The organism is Streptomyces globisporus, from assembly GCF_003501885.1.
Classification (GTDB): domain Bacteria; phylum Actinomycetota; class Actinomycetes; order Streptomycetales; family Streptomycetaceae; genus Streptomyces; species Streptomyces globisporus_D.
This window is the reverse complement of sequence record NZ_QWFA01000136.1, coordinates 1-17,109: the sequence shown is the minus strand read 5'-3', so window position 1 is coordinate 17,109 and position 17,109 is coordinate 1. Positions and strand designations below refer to the sequence as shown.

Genomic DNA, 17,109 nt, shown 5'->3' with positions numbered 1-17,109 from the left:
GGACGGCTGGGTGCTGGGGCGGCTGGCCGCGGTGGTGGCGGGGGCGGCGGTCGCGGCGCTGGCCGAGCGGTGGTGGAGCCCCGGGGCCGCGCTGGGCGCGGTGGTGATGGCTGCCGGTGCGCTGGTCCTGGAGACGGTCCCGGCGCGAGGCCGGTTCCGGCCGGGCAAGGGGAAGCCCCGGCCGGATCGGGGGAATCCAGCCGGGGCGGCTTGAGTGCGGGCGTGAAGGGCGGTCGCCTCTCGGCGGAGGGCTCCATGGGGCTTCGGCGGTGCCGATCGTCCCCATGGGCTACAGGTGAGGCCCGGGGACACTGTCCCCCTCACACCCACGTATAGATGAACGATAAACCATCCCGGGGTGTTCCCGGGAATCCGCCCCCGCGGATGTGATCCACGGCACGGAATTCCCGACTCTTCCCCTGGTCAGGCCGCTTTCGGTCAGCTTCCGGACGTCTCGGCGGTGCCGTAGCGGCGGCGGAACTGCTCGACGCGGCCCTCCGTGTCGAGCACCTGGGTGCCGCCGGTGTAGAACGGGTGACTCGCCGACGAGGTCTCCACGTCGATGACGGGGTAGGTGATGCCGTCCTGCCACTCCACGCGCTCGCCGGAGTCGGCGGTCGAGCTGATCAGGAAGGCGACGTCGGCCGCGCGGTCGCGGAAGACCACGGGACGGGTCACGGGGTGGATACGGGGCTTCATCGATGCGTTCCTTCCTCACCGCGCACAGCGGTGGCGTACAGAGTGACGGGCCCTTGCGTGCGGAGCCTCTTCCGAACGGTCAGCGGACCTCGCGGAACAGCACGTGCCGGCCGACCGCGGAGTCGAACTTGCGGAGCTCCAGCCGGTCGGGGTCGTTGCGGCGGTTCTTGCGCGTGACATAGCTGCGGCCGGTTCCGGCGGTGGACCGGAGAGTGACGACGGGCCTGGTCTCGCTGCGTGCCATGGGCGCCTCCCAAGATCTCCGACGACCCCAGCCCCCTACCGGGAATGGGATTCGTTTTCGTTCTGGTGAGGTAACGCGGGCCTGCCCCTCGGCATTCCCGGCACCCGCACACCCCTCCCGCACCCCCGCGGATTGTCCGCCACACCGCGAAACGGGCCGCCAACTCGCCTCACGCGCAAGCCTGTTCGGATTGCCGCCCCCTCCGGACAGCCGCTGGCATATGCCATAAGCAACTACGCAACGAGTGTTGCCAAATCCCTTACGGCCAGCCGCGGCCTGTGCGACAGTCGGTAGCGGTCCACCCTTCAGAACCGGCTAGGCCGCGCCTGTAACGGAGTACGAGATGCCGTCCCCCCTCTTCGCGGACCGCCCCGCACCACAGCTTCCCGCGCACGACGCCGTCGACGACCTGATCCACCGCACGCGCCGGCTGCGCGGGGACGTGGACGCCGTCCGGCAGGACACCGTCATGATCGACGAGGATGACCCGCAGCTGCGCTGGCAGCGCGCCCTGTGCGAGCTGGCCGTGCACCATCTGGACACCCTCGACGAGCACCTGGGCCAGCTCAGGGCCGGTCTGCCGGGCCCGCTCTCCGCCCCCGAGGGCGCGGAGGCGCCGGAGGACCCGAGGGCCGGTTCCCTGCTGAGCCGGGTGGGCAGCGCCGAGTGGAACCTCCTCACCGACGAGTCCAGCTGGTCCGCGGAGCTGTACGAGATCTTCGGCAGACCGCTCGACTCCACCCCCCTCTCCCTGGACGACCTGCCGTCCGTGCTGCTGCCCGAGGACCAGCCCGTGCTCACCGCCATGGTGACGGGCTGCCTGGTCGACGGCCGGCCGATGGACGGCGAGTTCCGCATCGTGCGCCCCGACGGCGGCACGCGCACGCTGCACATGACGGGCGAGCCGGTCCTCGACACGGAGGGCTGCACCGCCTCCATGTGGGCGGTCCTGCGGGACGTCAGCGAGCTGCGCCGCAGCGAGCAGGCCGTGACCAGGAACCGCGCGTCGGTACAGCGCGAGGAGCACATCGAGCGCACCGAGCACCGCATCGCCGTGGAACTCCAGGAGACCGTCCTCCCTCCGTGGCGCGGATCGCTGCGCCTCCCGCCACAGGGCCCCGGCGCCCTGGACATCGCCGCGCACTACCTCCCCTCCGCGTCGAGCGGGCTCATCGGCGGCGACTGGTACGACGCGATGGAGCTGCCGGACGGACGCACCCTCCTCACCGTCGGCGACCTCACCGGGCACGGCATCCCCGCCACCTCGGCGATGGCGATGCTGCTCGGCGCGCTGCGGGGCATGGCCATCGCCGGCATCGAGCCGGGCGCGCTGATGGGGCACCTCAACCAGGTGCTGGAGACGTCGATACAGCCCGCACTGGGCAGTGCCCTGTGCTGCCGCTTCGACCCGGAAACCTCCGTTCTCTCCTGGGCGCAGGCAGGTCACCCCGCGCCGGTACTCTTCCGCGGCGGTGCGGGACGGCTGCTGCCCCCGCCGGACGGGATACTGCTGGGCGCCGCGCCCCAGGCCGTGTTCGAGCAGGACGAGGTACGGCTGTTCCCCGGCGACGTGCTCGTCCTGCACACGGACGGGCTGACCCGACGCGGCGACCGGGGTGCGGGCCCGGAGGCACTGCTCGCCCTCGCCCCCCGGTTCGCAGAGGCCCGTACGGCACAGGAGTGCGTCCGGGGCGTCGTCGAGGAGTTCGGCGGGACCGAGCGCCTGGACGACGCGTGCGTGCTGGTCGCCCGCATCGGGGCGTGAGGGAACGCGGACTGCGCGTCAGCGCGTGACGGGGTGAGCCCTGGGTGTCAGCGCCTGCGGGAGCACTCGCTGTGTGCGGGCGCGTGCGGGGGCACGGACGTATCAGGGTGTGAAGGAGCGCCGAGCGGCGCGGTTGGGCCGGTTCAGATCTGTGTGCCCCTGGCCTTCTTCTGGCTCGGCAGCGACAGCTCGATCTCCTCGCGCAGATCCTGGATGCCCGCGTATCCGGCGAACTGGCCGGTGAGCCGGTACATCTCGCGGAGCCGGTCCCAGGTGCGGTGCGAGGAGGTCTCCCCCATCGACACCAGGGCGAGCCGGGCGTAACGGTCGGCCTGCTCGGGGTCGTTGGCGATGAAGCAGGCCGAGGCCAGCGAGATGTAGTCGAAGATCTTCGACCGCTGGCGCCCGTTGACCCGCAGCTCCAGTGCCTGCTTGGCATGGCGTTGGGCGATGATCGCCGCTCCCGGGTCGTGCTCGGCCAGCGTACGGAAGGCGAGCGCCTGCATGCCGTGCATATCCGCCTCGTCGAACATCTGCATCCAACTGGGCGGCGGCACATCGCTCTTGTCCGAGACGAAGAGCTCCTCGGCCTCGCCGAGGGTGCGCCGCATGGCCTGGCCGCGTCCCATCGACGCCTGTGCCCAGGCCTCGATGGTGCGCAGCATCGCCTGCGTACGGGGCAGGGTCTCGTCGCCCGAGCCGGACTTGGCGAGCTTCATCAGGTCGAGCGCGTCGTCGGGGCGGCCCAGGTGCACCATCTGGCGTGCCGCCCGGGAGAGCGCCTCTCCGGCACGCGGCCGGTCGCCGCCCTCGCGGGCCGCGTGGGCGGCGATGACGAAGTACTTCTGGGCGGTGGGTTCGAGGCCGACGTCGTGGGACATCCAGCCCGCCAGGACGGCGAGGTTGGCGGCGACGCCCCACAGGCGGCGCTGGAGATGATCGGGGTGGCGGTAGGCGAGCATGCCGCCCACCTCGTTGAGCTGGCCCACGACCGCCTTGCGCTGGAGTCCGCCGCCCCTGGACGCGTCCCAGGCGCGGAAGACCTCGACCGAGTGCTCCAGTGCCTCGATCTCCTCGGAGCCGACCGGTGCGGCCTCGTACCGGTCGAAACCGGCGGGATCGGCGTGCAGGTGATCGTTGGTCCGTGGAGCGTCGGCCGCCAGAGCGGGGTCGCTGTGCAGCCAGTCGTACATGGGGCCGGCGATGGTTGAGCCGGCGGCGAGCGCGGCGCCCGCACCCACCAAGCCGCGTCGGTTGAGCATGAGGTCCATTCCCGTGAATTCGGTGAGGACCGCTGCCGTCCGCTCGGGCGCCCACGGCAGTTGATCGGGATTGTGTTCCGTCCCGGAGTCACGCCGTTTCCCCACACGCCCGCGTCGGCCGAACCCGAGGTCCTCGATGGTCACGACACGGCCGAGCCGCTCGGTGAACAGAGCTGCCAGCACTTCGGGCACGGGATCACGGGGAGACTCCCCCATGTCGATCCAGCGCCTGACGCGCGAGGTGTCGGTGGCCAGCTGCGGGTGGCCCATGGCCGCCGCCTGCCGGTTCACCATTCTCGCGAGTTCGCCCTTGGACCAGCCGGCCAGGCCGAACAGGTCGCTGAGACGGGTGTTGGGTTCTCCGGTCACTTCAAGCCCCCAGGTTCTCGGCTGACTTGACATTAACCCCCTGTCAGATGCGCTGTGACTATTCGCCAGGGTTCGCCAGGGTCCGCCAGATGGTCTGCCACCCGTATCCCGTTGTCAGGTAGGAGTGCGCCACCCCGCCCGGCAGCCCTAGGTACTCCCCAGGGTGCCGAACGGCCGTCGGCCGGGTTGGCGCACGTACCTTGTCGGCGCACGAAGGGATCTGTCTCGCCCATGTACACAGCATCGTCCTCCGTGTCCGCCCCGCCCCGTCCGCTCCGCCCGATGGGCGCGGGCGGCGGGCCCTATCTCGCTCCTCACGCCGGCGCACCGGTGCAGGGTCCGGGCCGGGCCCGACGGGCCGCGGGACCGGGCGCCGGACCGCTCAGCGGCAGGATCGACCTGTCCGGGCCGCAGGGCGCGCAGGTGCGGATGGCCATCGCCTCCGTGCAGCGCATCTGCCCCGAGTTCAACCCGGTCCAGGTGCTGCGCCGCAGCGGCCGTTCGGTCCTGATCGTCGGAACGACCGGGCGGGCGACCGCCGTGGCGAAGTGTTTACTGGACCACTCGCCGGCGTGGACCGAGCGGTTCCGGCACGAAATAGCGGCGTACCGCGCGTTCGTCCGGCACCGGCCCCCGGTTCGGGTGCCCCGGCTGATCGCGGCGGATCCGGAGAACTGCACGCTGGTGATCGAGCGGATGCCCGGCCGGGTCGCCGCCCTCACCCGGCACCCGGCGGAGGCGCCGCCACGCGCCGACATCCGCGCCGCGCTGGGCGCGATCGCCCGGGTGAACGCCTGGCGGCCGCCGCCCGGACTGTTCGAGGCGCCGCTCGACTACGCCTCGCGGATCGCCCGCTACCACGAGCTCGGCCTGTTCACCGACCGTGACCTCGGTGACCTGCAGAAACTGCTGCACGGTCTGGCCCATGCGGGCGGCCGGCAGGGCATGGGGCAGTTCTGCCACGGGGACGCCCTGCTCTCCAACATCCTGCTGTCGCCGACCGGCCCGGTGCTCGTCGACTGGGAGCACGCCGGCTGGTATCTCCCGGGGTACGACCTGGCGACCCTGTGGGCCGTGCTGGGCGACGCCCCGGTGGCACGCCGCCAGATCAGTCAGCTGGCCCAGGCCAGGGGCCCGGCCGCGCGGGACGCGTTCCTGGTGAACCTGATGCTGGTGCTGACCCGCGAGATCCGGAACTACGAGACGGCGGTGCAGCGCACCATGCGGGAGGCGCCCTCGGTGGGTGCGGGAGCGGACCGTCCGGGGGCGCTCTCCTCGGGTGAGGAGCAGCGGCTGCTGCTGCGGAGGCTGCACGACGACTGCGCGATGGCGCGGAGGGCGGTGCGGGCGGCGGTCGGCACCCGCTGAGGCGGGGCGGCGCCGAGCCGGACAGCAGGGCGGGGCAGGGGCCCGCCCGTCGAAGACCACAGTGACCAGACCACTGTGAAGAAGAAGCGCGTTGCGGGACCGGTGCCGACACACCGGTCCCGCAGCGCGCTGTTCTGCGTTCGGTGACCGACCGCTGACCCTGTGCCGTTCCGGGGTCCCTCACGGGTGAGGCCCGCCACGAGACCCACGTCACCTACGACCTCCGGTAGGAGACGTGAGCCCTCCCGTCCGGCGTAACGAACCGCCCATATGGCTCATAAATTGGCATATCACGATGAAGCGTAGTAAAGGCGGTCATTGCTTCCTATGTCGGTGCCCGCTAACCATGGATCCCGGCAGGCACCGAGTTCGAGTCCGCGTCGATCGCCCACCGGCGACCGCGGCCCGGACGGTCCGGCGCCTGCCGACGCGGCGCGAAGGCCGCGAAGCCCGTCCCCCATAGGAAGAGCTCACGCATGCCCCGCATCTCCACCCTGCGCATCACCCGCTCGCACAAGATCGCCACCGCCGTGCTCGTCGCGGCCGGTTCCGTCACCGCCATAACCGCCACCGGCGGCCCGAGCGAAGCGCAGACCACCGCGACCCGGTCCTCCGTCTCCGTGGAGCCGGTCGCCGCCGCGGGCATTCCCACGGCGAAGGACGCGGCCGAGAAGGCCGCGAAGGAGAACGCCGCCAAGGAAGCCGCGACGAAGAAGGCCATCGCCGAGAAGGCGACCGCGAAGAAGGCGGCCGAGAAGGAGCGCTCCGAGAAGCAGGCCGCCAACCGCTCCACCGAGCGCAAGGCCGTCACGCCGAAGAAGTACGCGAACAACCTCGACGGCTGGATCCGCGAGTCGCTCGACATCATGGAGAAGAAGAACATCCCCGGCTCCTACGAGGGGCTGCACCGCAACATCATGCGCGAGTCCAGCGGCAACCCGAACGCCGTCAACGACTGGGACATCAACGCCCAGAACGGCATTCCCTCCAAGGGTCTCCTCCAGGTGATCCAGCCCACCTTCGACGCATACCACGTCAAGGGCACCCCGAAGAAGCTCACCGATCCGGTCGCCAACATCACCGCCGCCGCCAACTACGCCGCGGACCGGTACGGCTCGATCGACAACGTCGACTCCGCCTACTGAGCCGACACCCCCGACATGTCGATGATGTGACTAATCGTCATCGTGCGTGCCCCGGATGGCCGAAGGGTAGTGCTGCGCGGACACCACCGGTCCGCGCGAATCCCCGCGCGGAGGCTTCTGGAAAGGCCTGACGCACATGGCACAGCCCTTCTCACTGCCGGATTTCTATGTTCCGTATCCGGCCCGGCTCAACCCTCATGTGGAAGCGGCACGCACCCACACCCGGGAGTGGGCCCGTTCCATGGGGATGCTGGAGGGATCCGGCATCTGGGAGGAGAAGGACCTGGAGGCGCACGACTACGCCCTCCTGTGCGCCTACACCCATCCCGACTGCTCGGCGGAGGCGCTCAGCCTCGTCACCGACTGGTACGTGTGGGTCTTCTTCTTCGACGACCACTTCCTGGAACTGTTCAAGCGCACGCCCGACCGGGAGGGCGGCAAGCGGTATCTGGACCGGCTGCCCGCCTTCATGCCGATGGAGCGCGGAGCCGCGACACCGGAGCCGGAGAATCCCGTCGAGGCGGGGCTCGCCGATCTGTGGGCCCGGACCGTGCCCGCGATGACGGACGACTGGCGGGCCCGGTTCGCGGAGTCGACGGAGAACCTCCTCAACGAGTCCCTGTGGGAGCTCGCCAACATCCACGAGGGCCGCATCGCCAACCCGGTGGAGTACATCGAGATGCGCCGCAAGGTGGGCGGCGCGCCCTGGTCCGCGGGCCTGGTCGAGTACGCGGCGAACGCGGAGGTCCCGGAGTCGGTCGCCGGGTCCCGGCCGCTGCGGGTGCTGCGGGACGCCTTCTCCGACGCGGTACACCTGCGCAACGACCTCTTCTCCTACCAGCGTGAGGTGGAGGACGAGGGGGAGAACAGCAACGGCGTGCTGGTGCTGGAGAAGTTCCTCGGCTGCTCCACCCAGGAGGCCGCCGAAGCCGTCAACGACCTGCTGACCTCACGGCTCCAGCAGTTCGAGAACACCGCGCTGACCGAGCTCGGCCCGCTCTGCGCCGAGAAGGCCCTGGACCCGGCGCAGACCGCCGCCGTGCTGGCGTACGCCAAGGGGCTCCAGGACTGGCAGTCCGGCGGCCACGAATGGCACATGCGCTCCAGCCGATACATGAACGGCGGTGGCGCGGGCGAGGCCGTGCCCGGCTTCGGCATGTCCGCCGCCTCCCTCAAATTCACGCTCCGCTCGGAGACCGCGCGGGCCCGCAGCCACAGCCATGTGCCGTACCAGCACGTGGGCCCCTCGCTGCTCCCCGACTTCGATCTGCCCTTCACCACCACGCTGAGCCCGCACCTGGAGGGGGCGCGCGTCCGGCTGGTCGACTGGGCGCGGCGGATGGGCATCCTGGAGGCTCAGCCGGGTGTGCCGGGTTCGCACATCTGGGACGAGGAGCGGATCCGCGCGATCGATCTGCCGCTCTGCGCCGCGGGCATCCACCCGGACGCGACCCCGGACGAGCTGGACCTGTCCTCGGGCTGGCTGGCCTGGGGGACGTACGGGGACGACTGGTTCCCGGTCGTGCACGGGCGGTCCCGGGATCTGGCGGGGGCGCGGCTGGCGAACGACCGGCTGTCGCTGTTCATGCCACTGGACGACGAGGGAACGCCGGAGCCGGTGAACGCGCTGGAGCGGAGCCTGGGCGACCTGTGGCGCAGGACGGCCGGCCCGATGGACTCCGGCGCGCGGCGCACCTTCCGTACCGCGATCGAGACGATGACCGCGAGCTGGCTGTGGGAGCTGGCGAACCAGGCGCAGAACCGCATCCCCGACCCGGTGGACTACGTGGAGATGCGGCGGGCGACGTTCGGTTCGGACCTGACGATGAGCCTGTGCCGGCTCGGCCACGGCCGGAAGGTTCCGGAGGAGGTCTACCGCAGCGGTCCGATGCGTTCCCTGGAGAACGCTGCCGCGGACTACGCGTGTCTGCTCAACGACCTGTTCTCGTACCAGAAGGAGATCGAGTACGAGGGTGAGGTGCACAACGGCGCCCTGGTCGTGCAGAACTTCTTCGGGGTCGACTACCCGACGGGCGTGGCGATCGTGCACGACCTGATGAACTCGCGGCTGCGACAGTTCCGGCATGTCGCCGAGGTGGAACTCCCGGTGCTGTACGACGACTTCGGGCTGGACGCCGAGGCGCGGGAGACCCTGGCGGGCTATGTGCGGGAGCTGGAGCACTGGCTGGCGGGCATCCTGATCTGGCACCGGGGCTGCCGCCGCTACCGCGAGGAGGATCTGCGGAGCGGCCACGCCGCGCCCTGGCATCTCGGCGGGCCCACGGGTCTCGGTACGTCGGCGGCGCAGGTGACCCGGATGATGGCCCGGCCGGCGGGCAGCCGCGGCTAGCGCCTCGGGCCGTACGGCCCCCGGGAACAGGGTCCGCCGTGGGGTTCTCACGGCGGACCGTGGCCACGTCCGGGCGCGGGTCCGGGAGCTGCCGGTCAGAGCAGGACGTGCCGCAGTACGGCCTCGAACTCCGCCGCCGTCGGCGGGGTGTCGGTCAGCAGTCCCTGGAGGAGCAGTCCGTCGACGACGCTCGTGAAGATCTGCACCCGGACCGGGTCGTCGGTGTACCGCAGGGCGTATCCGGCCAGGGCCTCCAGCCAGCGCCCGGTGGAGGGGCGCAGCTCCGGGCGGCGGGCGGCGAGCAGGTAGAGCTCGTACTCGGCGAGGAGCCGACCGGGGCCGCCCATCACGTTCGCGAGCAGTTCGGCGAGGGCGGCGAGGCCCTCGGGGCTGCCGTCGGCGCTCTCGGTCAGGCGTCGCATCCGTTCGGCGTCCTGGTCCATACAGACGGTGAGGGCGGCGGTGAGCAGGTCGTCGATGCTCTTGAAGTAGTAGGCGGCGGCGGTGGCGGGCTGGTTCGCCTCGCGCGCCACCGCCCGGTGGCTGACGCCCGCGACGCCCTCGCGGGCGACCACCTGGAGGGTGGCCTCGATGAGTTCCTGCCGTCGGAGTTCGCCCTTGAGCAGGCGGCCGTCGGTCGGTGATGTGGTCATCGTGCCCTCCGGGCGTCGTGGTCGAGCGGGATGGGAGCGGCGTGCCGTTCCTCACGGCCGGGGGCTACAGGACCGACTTCGCGCGCCCCTCGTCGGCGGGCCTCTCGGCGCGCGCCCGCAGACTCCGGTCGAGCGGGCCCTGGGCGGTCAGCGCCAGCAGCACCGTCGCGCCGCCCGCGGCGATGGCCACGGCGAAGCCGCCGGAGGGGCCGAAGCGGTCGACCATACCGCCCGACACCGACGCGCCGAACGCGACACCGACGCTGAGGCCGGTGATCGCCCAGGTCATCCCTTCGGTGAGGGCGGCGGGCGGCACCGTCTTCTCCACCAGTCCCATCACCACGATCATGGTAGGCGCGAAGAAGAGGCCGGAGAAGAACACGGCCGCGGAGAGTGTGGCGATGTTCCCGACGAGCAGCAGGGGAAGCGTGGTCAGGGCGGTGCCGGCCGTGCTCAGGAGGAGCAGCCGGGGCAGCGGGACGATGAGCCGGAGGGCGCCGAAGACCAGCCCGGCGCCGGCCGATCCGATCGCGTAGACGGACAGGACGATGCCCGCGCTGGCCGGTGATCCCTGCTCCTCGGCGAAGGCGACGCTCACCACGTCGACGGTGCCGACGATCGTGCCGCCCGCGACGAGGGTGAGGGCCAGCAGGACGAGCGGTCCGCCGCGCAGCGCCGAGGCGCTCGGGGCGCCGTCGTCGGCCGGCTGGAGCACCGGCGGTTCGGTGCGCTTCTGCGGGACGAACATGAGGACACCGAGAGTGAGCAGCACCACCGCCACCAGGGGCCCGGCCTCCGGGAAGAGTGCGGTGCTCAGCGCGACCGCGAGCGCGGGCCCCACCACGAAGGTGAGTTCGTCGACGACCGATTCCAGCGAGTAGGCGGTGTGCAGGCGGTCCGAGCCCCGGTGGACGTGGGTCCACCGGGCGCGGACCATCGCGGCCATGTTGGGCATCGTTCCGGCCGCCACCGCGCTGACGAAGAGCGTCCAGACGGGGGCGTCGTAGCGGGCGCAGAGAAGCAGCACGCCCGTGGCGATGACGCTGAGGCCGGTAGCGGGCAGCAGCACCTTGCTCTGCCCGCGCCGGTCGACGACGCGGGAGATCTGGGGGCCGCAGAGAGCCATGGACAGCGTGAAGGTGGCGGAGACGGCCCCTGCCAGGCCGTACTGCCCGCGCATCTGGGACAGCATCGCAATGATCCCGATGCCGGTCATCGACAGCGGCATACGGGCGACGAAGCCCGCGGCGGAGAAGGCTGAGGAGCCCGGTGCACTGAAGAGAGCGCCGTAGGGGTTGGCCATGGGGGCGGACTTCCGGACGGACGGAACGATGAACCTGAACGACCGTTACACATTGAACGGTCGTTACATTTTCTCAGCGTAGTCGCCCCCCTGCCGTCGGCGTCAAGAGAAAAGGCCGCCCGAACGGATTCGGACGGCCTTGCGACCGGACGGTCTTGCGAAGGGACGTTTCAGCCTTGCTGGAACAGCTCCGCGGGCAGGGGCTTGAGGAGGGTGTAGAGGTCGTCGGTGATCGGCCGGTCCCAGCTGGCGATGGTCACGAGGACGCCGTCGCTGCGATCGAACTGGACGCAGGCGATGCGGCTCTCGGAAAGCTTGACGCGGCGGACGATCAGCAGATTGTCGCCCTGCATGACGGGGACGTCCTCGGAGCTGACGACCTCGATCGGCTCGTCGTTCTCCAGGGCGAGGAGCAGTTGGGCCACCTCGAAGGGGACCTGGCCCTCCTCGGTCTCGCGGGCGGGCGAGCCTTCCGGCAGGTTGCCGATGATCATCGCCGGTCCCCGGCCGCCGTACAGGTCGTAACGGAGGAACACGCCCTGGCAACTGCCGTCGGGGGCGGGGAGCAGACCGGCGCCGAGGTTGCCGGGCCAGTCCCCGGGGTCCATGGCCAGGACGTCGAAGTCCGGGCCCGCGGGTGTTGCGGCGCTACGGCGGCGGAGGAAGGACATGGAGCCCATGGTACGTGTCCCGGCTCACGTTGCGGAGCCGGGCCCGGGCCGCGCGGGGCCGGGCCCGTCGCGTTTTCTCAGCCGGGCGGGGGCTCTGCTCCCACCAGCCACATGGCGAAGAACTGGGACCCGCCGCCGTAGGCGTGGCCGAGCGCGCGGGCGGCGCCGTCGACCTGGTGCTCCCCGGCCCTCCCCCGGACCTGGAGGGCCGCCTCGGCGAAGCGGATCATGCCGGAGGCGCCGATGGGGTTGGTGGACAGCACGCCGCCCGAGGGGTTGACCGGGAGGTCGCCGTCGAGTTCGGTGACGCCCGCCTCGGTGAGTTTCCAGCCCTCGCCCTCGTCGGCGAATCCGAGGTTCTCCAGCCACATCGGTTCGTACCAGGAGAACGGTACGTACATCTCGACGGCGTCGATCTCACGGCGCGGATCGGTGATACGCGCCTGCCGGTAGACGTCGGCGGCGCAGTCCTTGCCGGCCTGCGGGGAGACGAAGTCCTTGCCCGCGAACAGGGTCGGTTCGCTGCGCATCGCCCCGCCGTGGACCCAGGCGGGCGGGTGCGGGGAACGGGCCGCGCCGGCCCGGTCTGTGAGGATCATGGCGCAGGCCCCGTCGGACGAGGGGCAGGTCTCGGAGTAGCGGACCGGGTCCCAGAGCATGGGGGAGGACTGGACCTTCTCCAGGGTGAGGTCGTGGTCGTGGATGTGCGCGTAGGGGTTCTTGAGCGCGTTGCGGCGGTCCTTGTACGCGACGAGCGAACCCACCGTGTCGGGCGCTCCGGCGCGCCGCATGTACGCGCGCACGTGCGGGGCGAAGAAGCCGCCCGCACCGGCCAGCAGCGGCTGCTGGAAGGGGACGGGGAGGGAGAGCCCCCACATGGCGTTGGACTCGGACTGCTTCTCGAAGGCGAGGGTGAGGACGGTGCGGTGGACGCGGGCGGCGACGAGGTTCGCGGCGACCAGGGCCGTCGATCCGCCGACGGAGCCCGCCGTGTGGACGCGGAGCATGGGTTTGCCGACGGCGCCCAGTGCGTCGGCGAGGTAGAGCTCCGGCATCATGACCCCCTCGAAGAAGTCGGGCGCCTTGCCGATCACGACGGCGTCGATGTCGGCCCAGCCCAGCCCGGCGTCCTCCAGGGCGCGGACCGCCGCTTCGCGGACGAGTCCGGCGATGGAGACGTCGTGCCGGGCGGCGACGTGTTTGGTCTGGCCGATGCCGACGACGGCGACGGGCTCCTCAGGCATGAGTGCTCTCCCCTTCCAGGACGGCGACCAGGTTCTGTTGCAGGCAGGGCCCGGAGGTGGCGTGGGCGAGCGCCCGGTCGGACGCGCCGCGGTGGATGCGGGCTGCGGCCTCGCCGAGCCGGATCAGTCCGGCGGCCATGATCGGGTTGGCGGCGAGGGCGCCGCCGGAGGGGTTGACGCGGACCTCGTCGCCGAGCCCGAGCGCCTTGCGCAGGACGACTTCCTGCGACGTGAACGGGGCGTGCAGCTCGGCGGTGTCGACGGGCCGGTCGAACGCCCCGGCCCGCTCGGCCGCGAGCCGTGCGGAGGGGCTGTCGGTCAGGTCGCGGACGCCGAGGCTGTGGGCCTCGATGCGGTGGTCGATGCCCCGGATCCAGGCGGGCCGTTCGCACAGGGCGCGGGCGGTGTCCCCGGCGGCGAGGACCACGGCGGCGGCCCCGTCGCCGATGGGCGGGCAGTCGCCGGTGCGCAGCGGGTGCACGAGGGGGTCGCCCGCCGGGACGTCGCCGGTGAGCTGGGCGTACGGGTTGTCGACGGCGTCGGTGCGGTTGCGGGCGGCGATCTCGGCGAGGGCTCCTTCGTCGGCGTCGCCCGCGTCGATGAGCGCCTGGGCCTGGAGGGCGGCGAGGGCTACGGAGTCGGGCCAGAGGGGGGCGAGGTAGTAGGGGTCGAGCTGGCGGGTGAGGACGTCGCGGACCCGGCCGGGCGACGACTTGCCGTACGAGTAGACCAGCGCGGTGTCCGCCTCACCGGTCTGGATCTTGACCCAGGCTTCGTAGAGCGCCCAGGCCCCGTCCATCTCGACGTGGGACTCGGAGATGGGCGGGTGGGCGCCGACGCCGTCGAGCGCCATGGTGAAGGAGAAGGCCCGCCCGGCGAGGTAGTCGGCGGAGCCGGAGCAGGTGAACCCGATCTCGTTGGCCTTGAGCCCGGTCGCGCCCAGGACCTCGTGGAGGACGGGCATCAGCAGGTCGACCTCGGAGAGTTCGTCGGTGCGCCGCCGGTGCGCGCTCTGGGCGAAGGCGACGATGGCCACGTCCCGCATCTACACCAGCTCCTTGTACGTGTCGTAGTCGGCGTCGGGCTCGCCGGTGGGCCGGTAGTGGTCCACATGGCGGGCGCCCTCGCTCCAGACGGGCTCGACGCGCAACCCCATGCGCACCTGGTCGTAGGGGATTCCGGCGATGCGGCCGTGCAGGGCGAGATCGGCGCCGTCGAGGGCGATGTGGGCGTAGACGTACGGGACTTCGATGTCCAGGTTCTTCGCCTTGATGTTGACGATGCAGAAGGTGGTGACCGTGCCGCGCGGGCCGACCTCGACCTGTTCGGCGGTGGCGACCCCGCAGGTGGGGCAGGCGCCGCGCGGCGGTACGTAGACCTTGCGGCAGGACGGGCAGCGTTCGCCGACGGTACGGCGTTCCTCCAGGGCCTTGATGTAGGCGCTCTGGGCGCGGCCGGGAGTGTGGACGTAGTCGAGGCGGGCCGGGGTGACGATGCCGGTGACCGGCTCGGCGAACTCGCCTGAGTGCGAGGCTGGTTCGGACCCGTGGGGCTCGCTCTCGTACGGTTCGAAGCAGGCGATGTCGGTGATGGCGCCGACGCGGGTCGCGGCCCAGCGGATACGGACGCGCATCCCGGTGCGTACGGCGTCGGGTCCGGGCGCGTCGAGCACGTGCAGCAGTGCGGTGCCGGCCCCGTCGAGGCGGACGAGGACCCAGGCGAAGGGGGTGTCGAGCGGCTGGTCGCGGCGCGGGGACGGGTTCCAGGCCCAGGTGGTGACGGTTCCGGTGGGGGCGACCTCGACCAGATCACGGAGTTCGTTCGCGGTGACCGGGTCGTATTCGACGGGTGGCACGAGAACCGTGCCGTTGTCCGCCCGGACGCCGAGGACAGTGCGTTCGCGCAGACCGGTGAGGAAGGCGCTCTGGACGGGTCCGAGCGAGCGGGTGAAGGGGAATTCGACCACCAGCGGGGCGCTGAGGACGTCGGGCATGGCTCTCTCCTGGGGTCAGGCGCGCCGGTAGACGGGCGGGCGCTTCTCGGCGAAGGCGCGGGCGCCCTCCTTGGCGTCCTCGGTGGCGAACACGGGCCAGCCGCGCTTGAGTTCGGCGGCCAGGGCTTCACCCTCGGTCAGTTCGGCGCCCTCGTAGACGGACGCCTTGACGGCCTCGACGGCGAGCGGCCCGCAGGCGTTGACCCGTTCGGCGACGGCGAGCGCCTCCTCCAGGGCGGTGCCGTCGGGCACGACCCGGCCGATGAGCCCGATGGCGGCGGCCTCGTCGGCGGTGTACGGGCGGCCGGTGAGGAGCATCTCGAGGGCGTGGGTGCGGGGGATCTGGCGGGGCAGCCGGACGGTGGAGCCGCCGATCGGGAAGAGGCCCCGGCGGACCTCGAAGAGCCCGAAGGTGGCTCCGGCCCCGGCGACGCGAATGTCGGTGCCCTGGAGGATCTCGGTGCCGCCCGCGACACAAGGGCCCTCCACGGCGGCGATGACCGGTTTGCGGGGGCGGTGGTGGCGCAGCATCGCCTTCCAGTGCAGGTCGGGGTCGGCCGTCATCCGCTCGCGGTACTCCTCCCCCGCCATTCCGTCGCCGTCGAGCGCCTTGAGGTCCATGCCGGAACAGAACGCGCCGCCCGCGCCGGTGAGGACGACGGAACGGACCGTGTCGTCGGCGTCGGCCGCGAGCCAGCCGTCGTACAGGCCGACGAGCATCGGCAACGAGAGCGCGTTCCTGGCCTGTGGTCTGTTCAGGGTGAGCACCAGCGTGGCGCCCTCGCGCCGCACGGTGAGGTGTTCCGTACCGCCCATGACGGACTCCTGTTCTCCGGATCTGGAACAGGTTGCAGGAGGAGGGGGCGCAGTTCAATAGTTTTCTGACAGATCGTCAGATTGTTGCGACGCCACCCCTTCCCCCTTGTGCCGACCGGCGCTCTAATGACGGCCGAGTCGCCAGTCACCCGGGGTCAGGAGGAACGGTGGAGTACAACCTTGCCGACCTGTTCGAGTCGGTCGTCGACGCGGTGCCCGACCGCGAGGCGCTCCTGTACGTCGACCATCCCGGTACGGGCGCGGAGCGCCGGCTGACCTACGCGGAGCTGGACGAGGCCGCGAACCGCATCGCCCACCACCTGATCGACGCCGGGGTCCGGCCGGGCGAGCACCTTGGGCTGCACCTCTACAACGGGGTGGAGTACCTCCAGACGGTGCTGGGAGCACTCAAGGCGCGGATCGTGCCGGTGAACGTCAATTACCGCTACGTCGAGGAGGAGCTGGCCTACCTCTACCGGGACGCGGATCTGGCGGCGCTGGTCTTCGACGGCGAGTTCGACGAGCGGGTGGCGGCGGCCGCTCCGCAGGCCCCGGGGCTGCGCCATCTGGTCCGGGTGGGGCCCGCTGCCACGACGGCCGCTCCCGGGCCCACGGCCGTGCCCTTCGCCGAGGCGGAGGCGTCCGGCGCCTCGGACCGAGGCTTCGCACCGCGCTCCGCCGACGACCAGTTCATCATCTACACGGGCGGGACGACCGGCATGCCCAAGGGGGTGATGTGGCGTCAGGAGGACCTTTTCTTCTCGGGACTGGGTGGCGGAGCACCGACCGGCGAGCCGGTGAAGACCCCGCAGGAGCTGGCGGAGCGGGTCGCGGCGGGCGGCGAGGGCATCACCTTCTTCCCCACGCCGCCCCTGATGCACGGGACCTCCACCCTGACCGCGTTCATCGGCTTCAACTTCGGTCAACGCGTTGTCGTGCACCGCAAGTTCGTTCCCGAGGAGGTGCTGCGGACGATCGAGAAGGAGAAGGTCACCAGCGTGTCGCTGGTCGGCGACGCGATGCTGCGCCCGCTGATCGACTGTCTGAAGGGGGCGCTGCGCGGGACGGACTGCTCGTCGCTGTTCTCCGTCTCCAGCTCCGGGGCGATCATGTCGGACTCGGTGCGGGCGGAGTTCCAGGCGCTCGTGCCGACGGTGCTGCTCCTGAACAACTTCGGCTCCTCCGAGTCCGGCTTCAACGGCACGGCCACCGCCGACTGAGAACAGC

At 71.3% G+C, this 17,109-nt stretch carries 14 protein-coding genes and 2 pseudogenes; 6 read left to right on the top strand and 10 right to left on the bottom strand.

Annotation, left to right across the window (positions count from 1 at the left end):
* Positions 1 to 214, top strand: a pseudogene (locus D3105_RS23450) (DUF1275 domain-containing protein); the annotation flags it as partial.
* Positions 215 to 438: 224 nt separating this feature from the next.
* On the opposite strand, the gene D3105_RS23445 reads toward D3105_RS23450, so the two are convergent.
* Positions 439 to 699, bottom strand: a complete 261-nt coding sequence (locus D3105_RS23445; RefSeq protein WP_118905034.1) for a type B 50S ribosomal protein L31 — start codon at positions 697 to 699, stop codon at positions 439 to 441.
* Between the two features lie 79 nt (positions 700 to 778).
* Entirely contained in the window at positions 779 to 943 is a 165-nt protein-coding gene (gene rpmG, locus D3105_RS23440; protein ID WP_030809444.1) for a 50S ribosomal protein L33, read from the bottom strand.
* Positions 944 to 1,286: 343 nt separating this feature from the next.
* On the opposite strand from rpmG, the gene D3105_RS23435 reads away from it, so the two are divergent.
* A complete protein-coding gene (locus D3105_RS23435; protein WP_118905033.1) occupies positions 1,287 to 2,708 on the top strand; it encodes a PP2C family protein-serine/threonine phosphatase in 1,422 nt (473 codons plus the stop codon).
* A gap of 143 nt (positions 2,709 to 2,851) precedes the next feature.
* Here D3105_RS23435 and D3105_RS23430 read toward each other — a convergent pair whose 3' ends face one another.
* Entirely contained in the window at positions 2,852 to 4,339 is a 1,488-nt protein-coding gene (locus D3105_RS23430; protein ID WP_118905032.1) for a hypothetical protein, read from the bottom strand.
* A gap of 231 nt (positions 4,340 to 4,570) precedes the next feature.
* On the opposite strand from D3105_RS23430, the gene D3105_RS23425 reads away from it, so the two are divergent.
* The 3 genes from D3105_RS23425 to D3105_RS23415 all read left to right on the top strand — a co-directional run bounded on the left by D3105_RS23425 (position 4,571) and on the right by D3105_RS23415 (position 9,202).
* On the top strand, positions 4,571 to 5,707 hold the full coding sequence (locus D3105_RS23425; protein WP_118905031.1) for an aminoglycoside phosphotransferase family protein: 1,137 nt from the start codon (positions 4,571 to 4,573) through the stop codon (positions 5,705 to 5,707).
* 476 nt (positions 5,708 to 6,183) lie between these two features.
* Entirely contained in the window at positions 6,184 to 6,852 is a 669-nt protein-coding gene (locus tag D3105_RS23420) for a transglycosylase SLT domain-containing protein (protein WP_118905030.1), read from the top strand.
* A 136-nt stretch (positions 6,853 to 6,988) separates the two neighbouring features.
* Positions 6,989 to 9,202, top strand: a complete 2,214-nt coding sequence (locus D3105_RS23415) for a terpene synthase family protein (RefSeq protein WP_118905029.1) — start codon at positions 6,989 to 6,991, stop codon at positions 9,200 to 9,202.
* Between the two features lie 95 nt (positions 9,203 to 9,297).
* Here the strand turns inward: D3105_RS23415 and D3105_RS23410 are convergent, their stop codons facing one another.
* The 7 genes from D3105_RS23410 to D3105_RS23380 form a co-directional block, all read right to left on the bottom strand.
* A complete protein-coding gene (locus tag D3105_RS23410) occupies positions 9,298 to 9,855 on the bottom strand; it encodes a TetR/AcrR family transcriptional regulator (protein WP_118905028.1) in 558 nt (185 codons plus the stop codon).
* Positions 9,856 to 9,919: 64 nt separating this feature from the next.
* Positions 9,920 to 11,158 carry an MFS transporter gene (locus D3105_RS23405; RefSeq protein ID WP_118905027.1) on the bottom strand — a complete coding sequence of 413 codons (1,239 nt, stop codon included), beginning with the start codon at positions 11,156 to 11,158 and terminating at the stop codon, positions 9,920 to 9,922.
* Positions 11,159 to 11,328: 170 nt separating this feature from the next.
* A complete protein-coding gene (locus D3105_RS23400) occupies positions 11,329 to 11,829 on the bottom strand; it encodes a hypothetical protein (protein WP_003971159.1) in 501 nt (166 codons plus the stop codon).
* Positions 11,830 to 11,906: 77 nt separating this feature from the next.
* Positions 11,907 to 13,073 carry a thiolase domain-containing protein gene (locus D3105_RS23395; RefSeq protein WP_118905026.1) on the bottom strand — a complete coding sequence of 389 codons (1,167 nt, stop codon included), beginning with the start codon at positions 13,071 to 13,073 and terminating at the stop codon, positions 11,907 to 11,909.
* Positions 13,066 to 14,118 (bottom strand): thiolase domain-containing protein, encoded by a 1,053-nt coding sequence (locus tag D3105_RS23390; RefSeq protein ID WP_118905025.1) that lies wholly within the window; start codon positions 14,116 to 14,118, stop codon positions 13,066 to 13,068. Before D3105_RS23390 ends, D3105_RS23395 begins: the two co-directional genes overlap by 8 nt.
* Complete coding sequence (locus D3105_RS23385) at positions 14,119 to 15,066, bottom strand: Zn-ribbon domain-containing OB-fold protein (protein ID WP_118905024.1); 948 nt, start codon at positions 15,064 to 15,066, stop codon at positions 14,119 to 14,121.
* A 15-nt stretch (positions 15,067 to 15,081) separates the two neighbouring features.
* Complete coding sequence (locus tag D3105_RS23380) at positions 15,082 to 15,882, bottom strand: crotonase/enoyl-CoA hydratase family protein (RefSeq protein ID WP_118905023.1); 801 nt, start codon at positions 15,880 to 15,882, stop codon at positions 15,082 to 15,084.
* Between the two features lie 167 nt (positions 15,883 to 16,049).
* Here D3105_RS23380 and D3105_RS23375 point away from each other — a divergent pair.
* Positions 16,050 to 17,099: pseudogene (locus D3105_RS23375) on the top strand (AMP-binding protein); the annotation flags it as partial.
* Between the last annotated feature and the right edge of the window lie 10 nt (positions 17,100 to 17,109).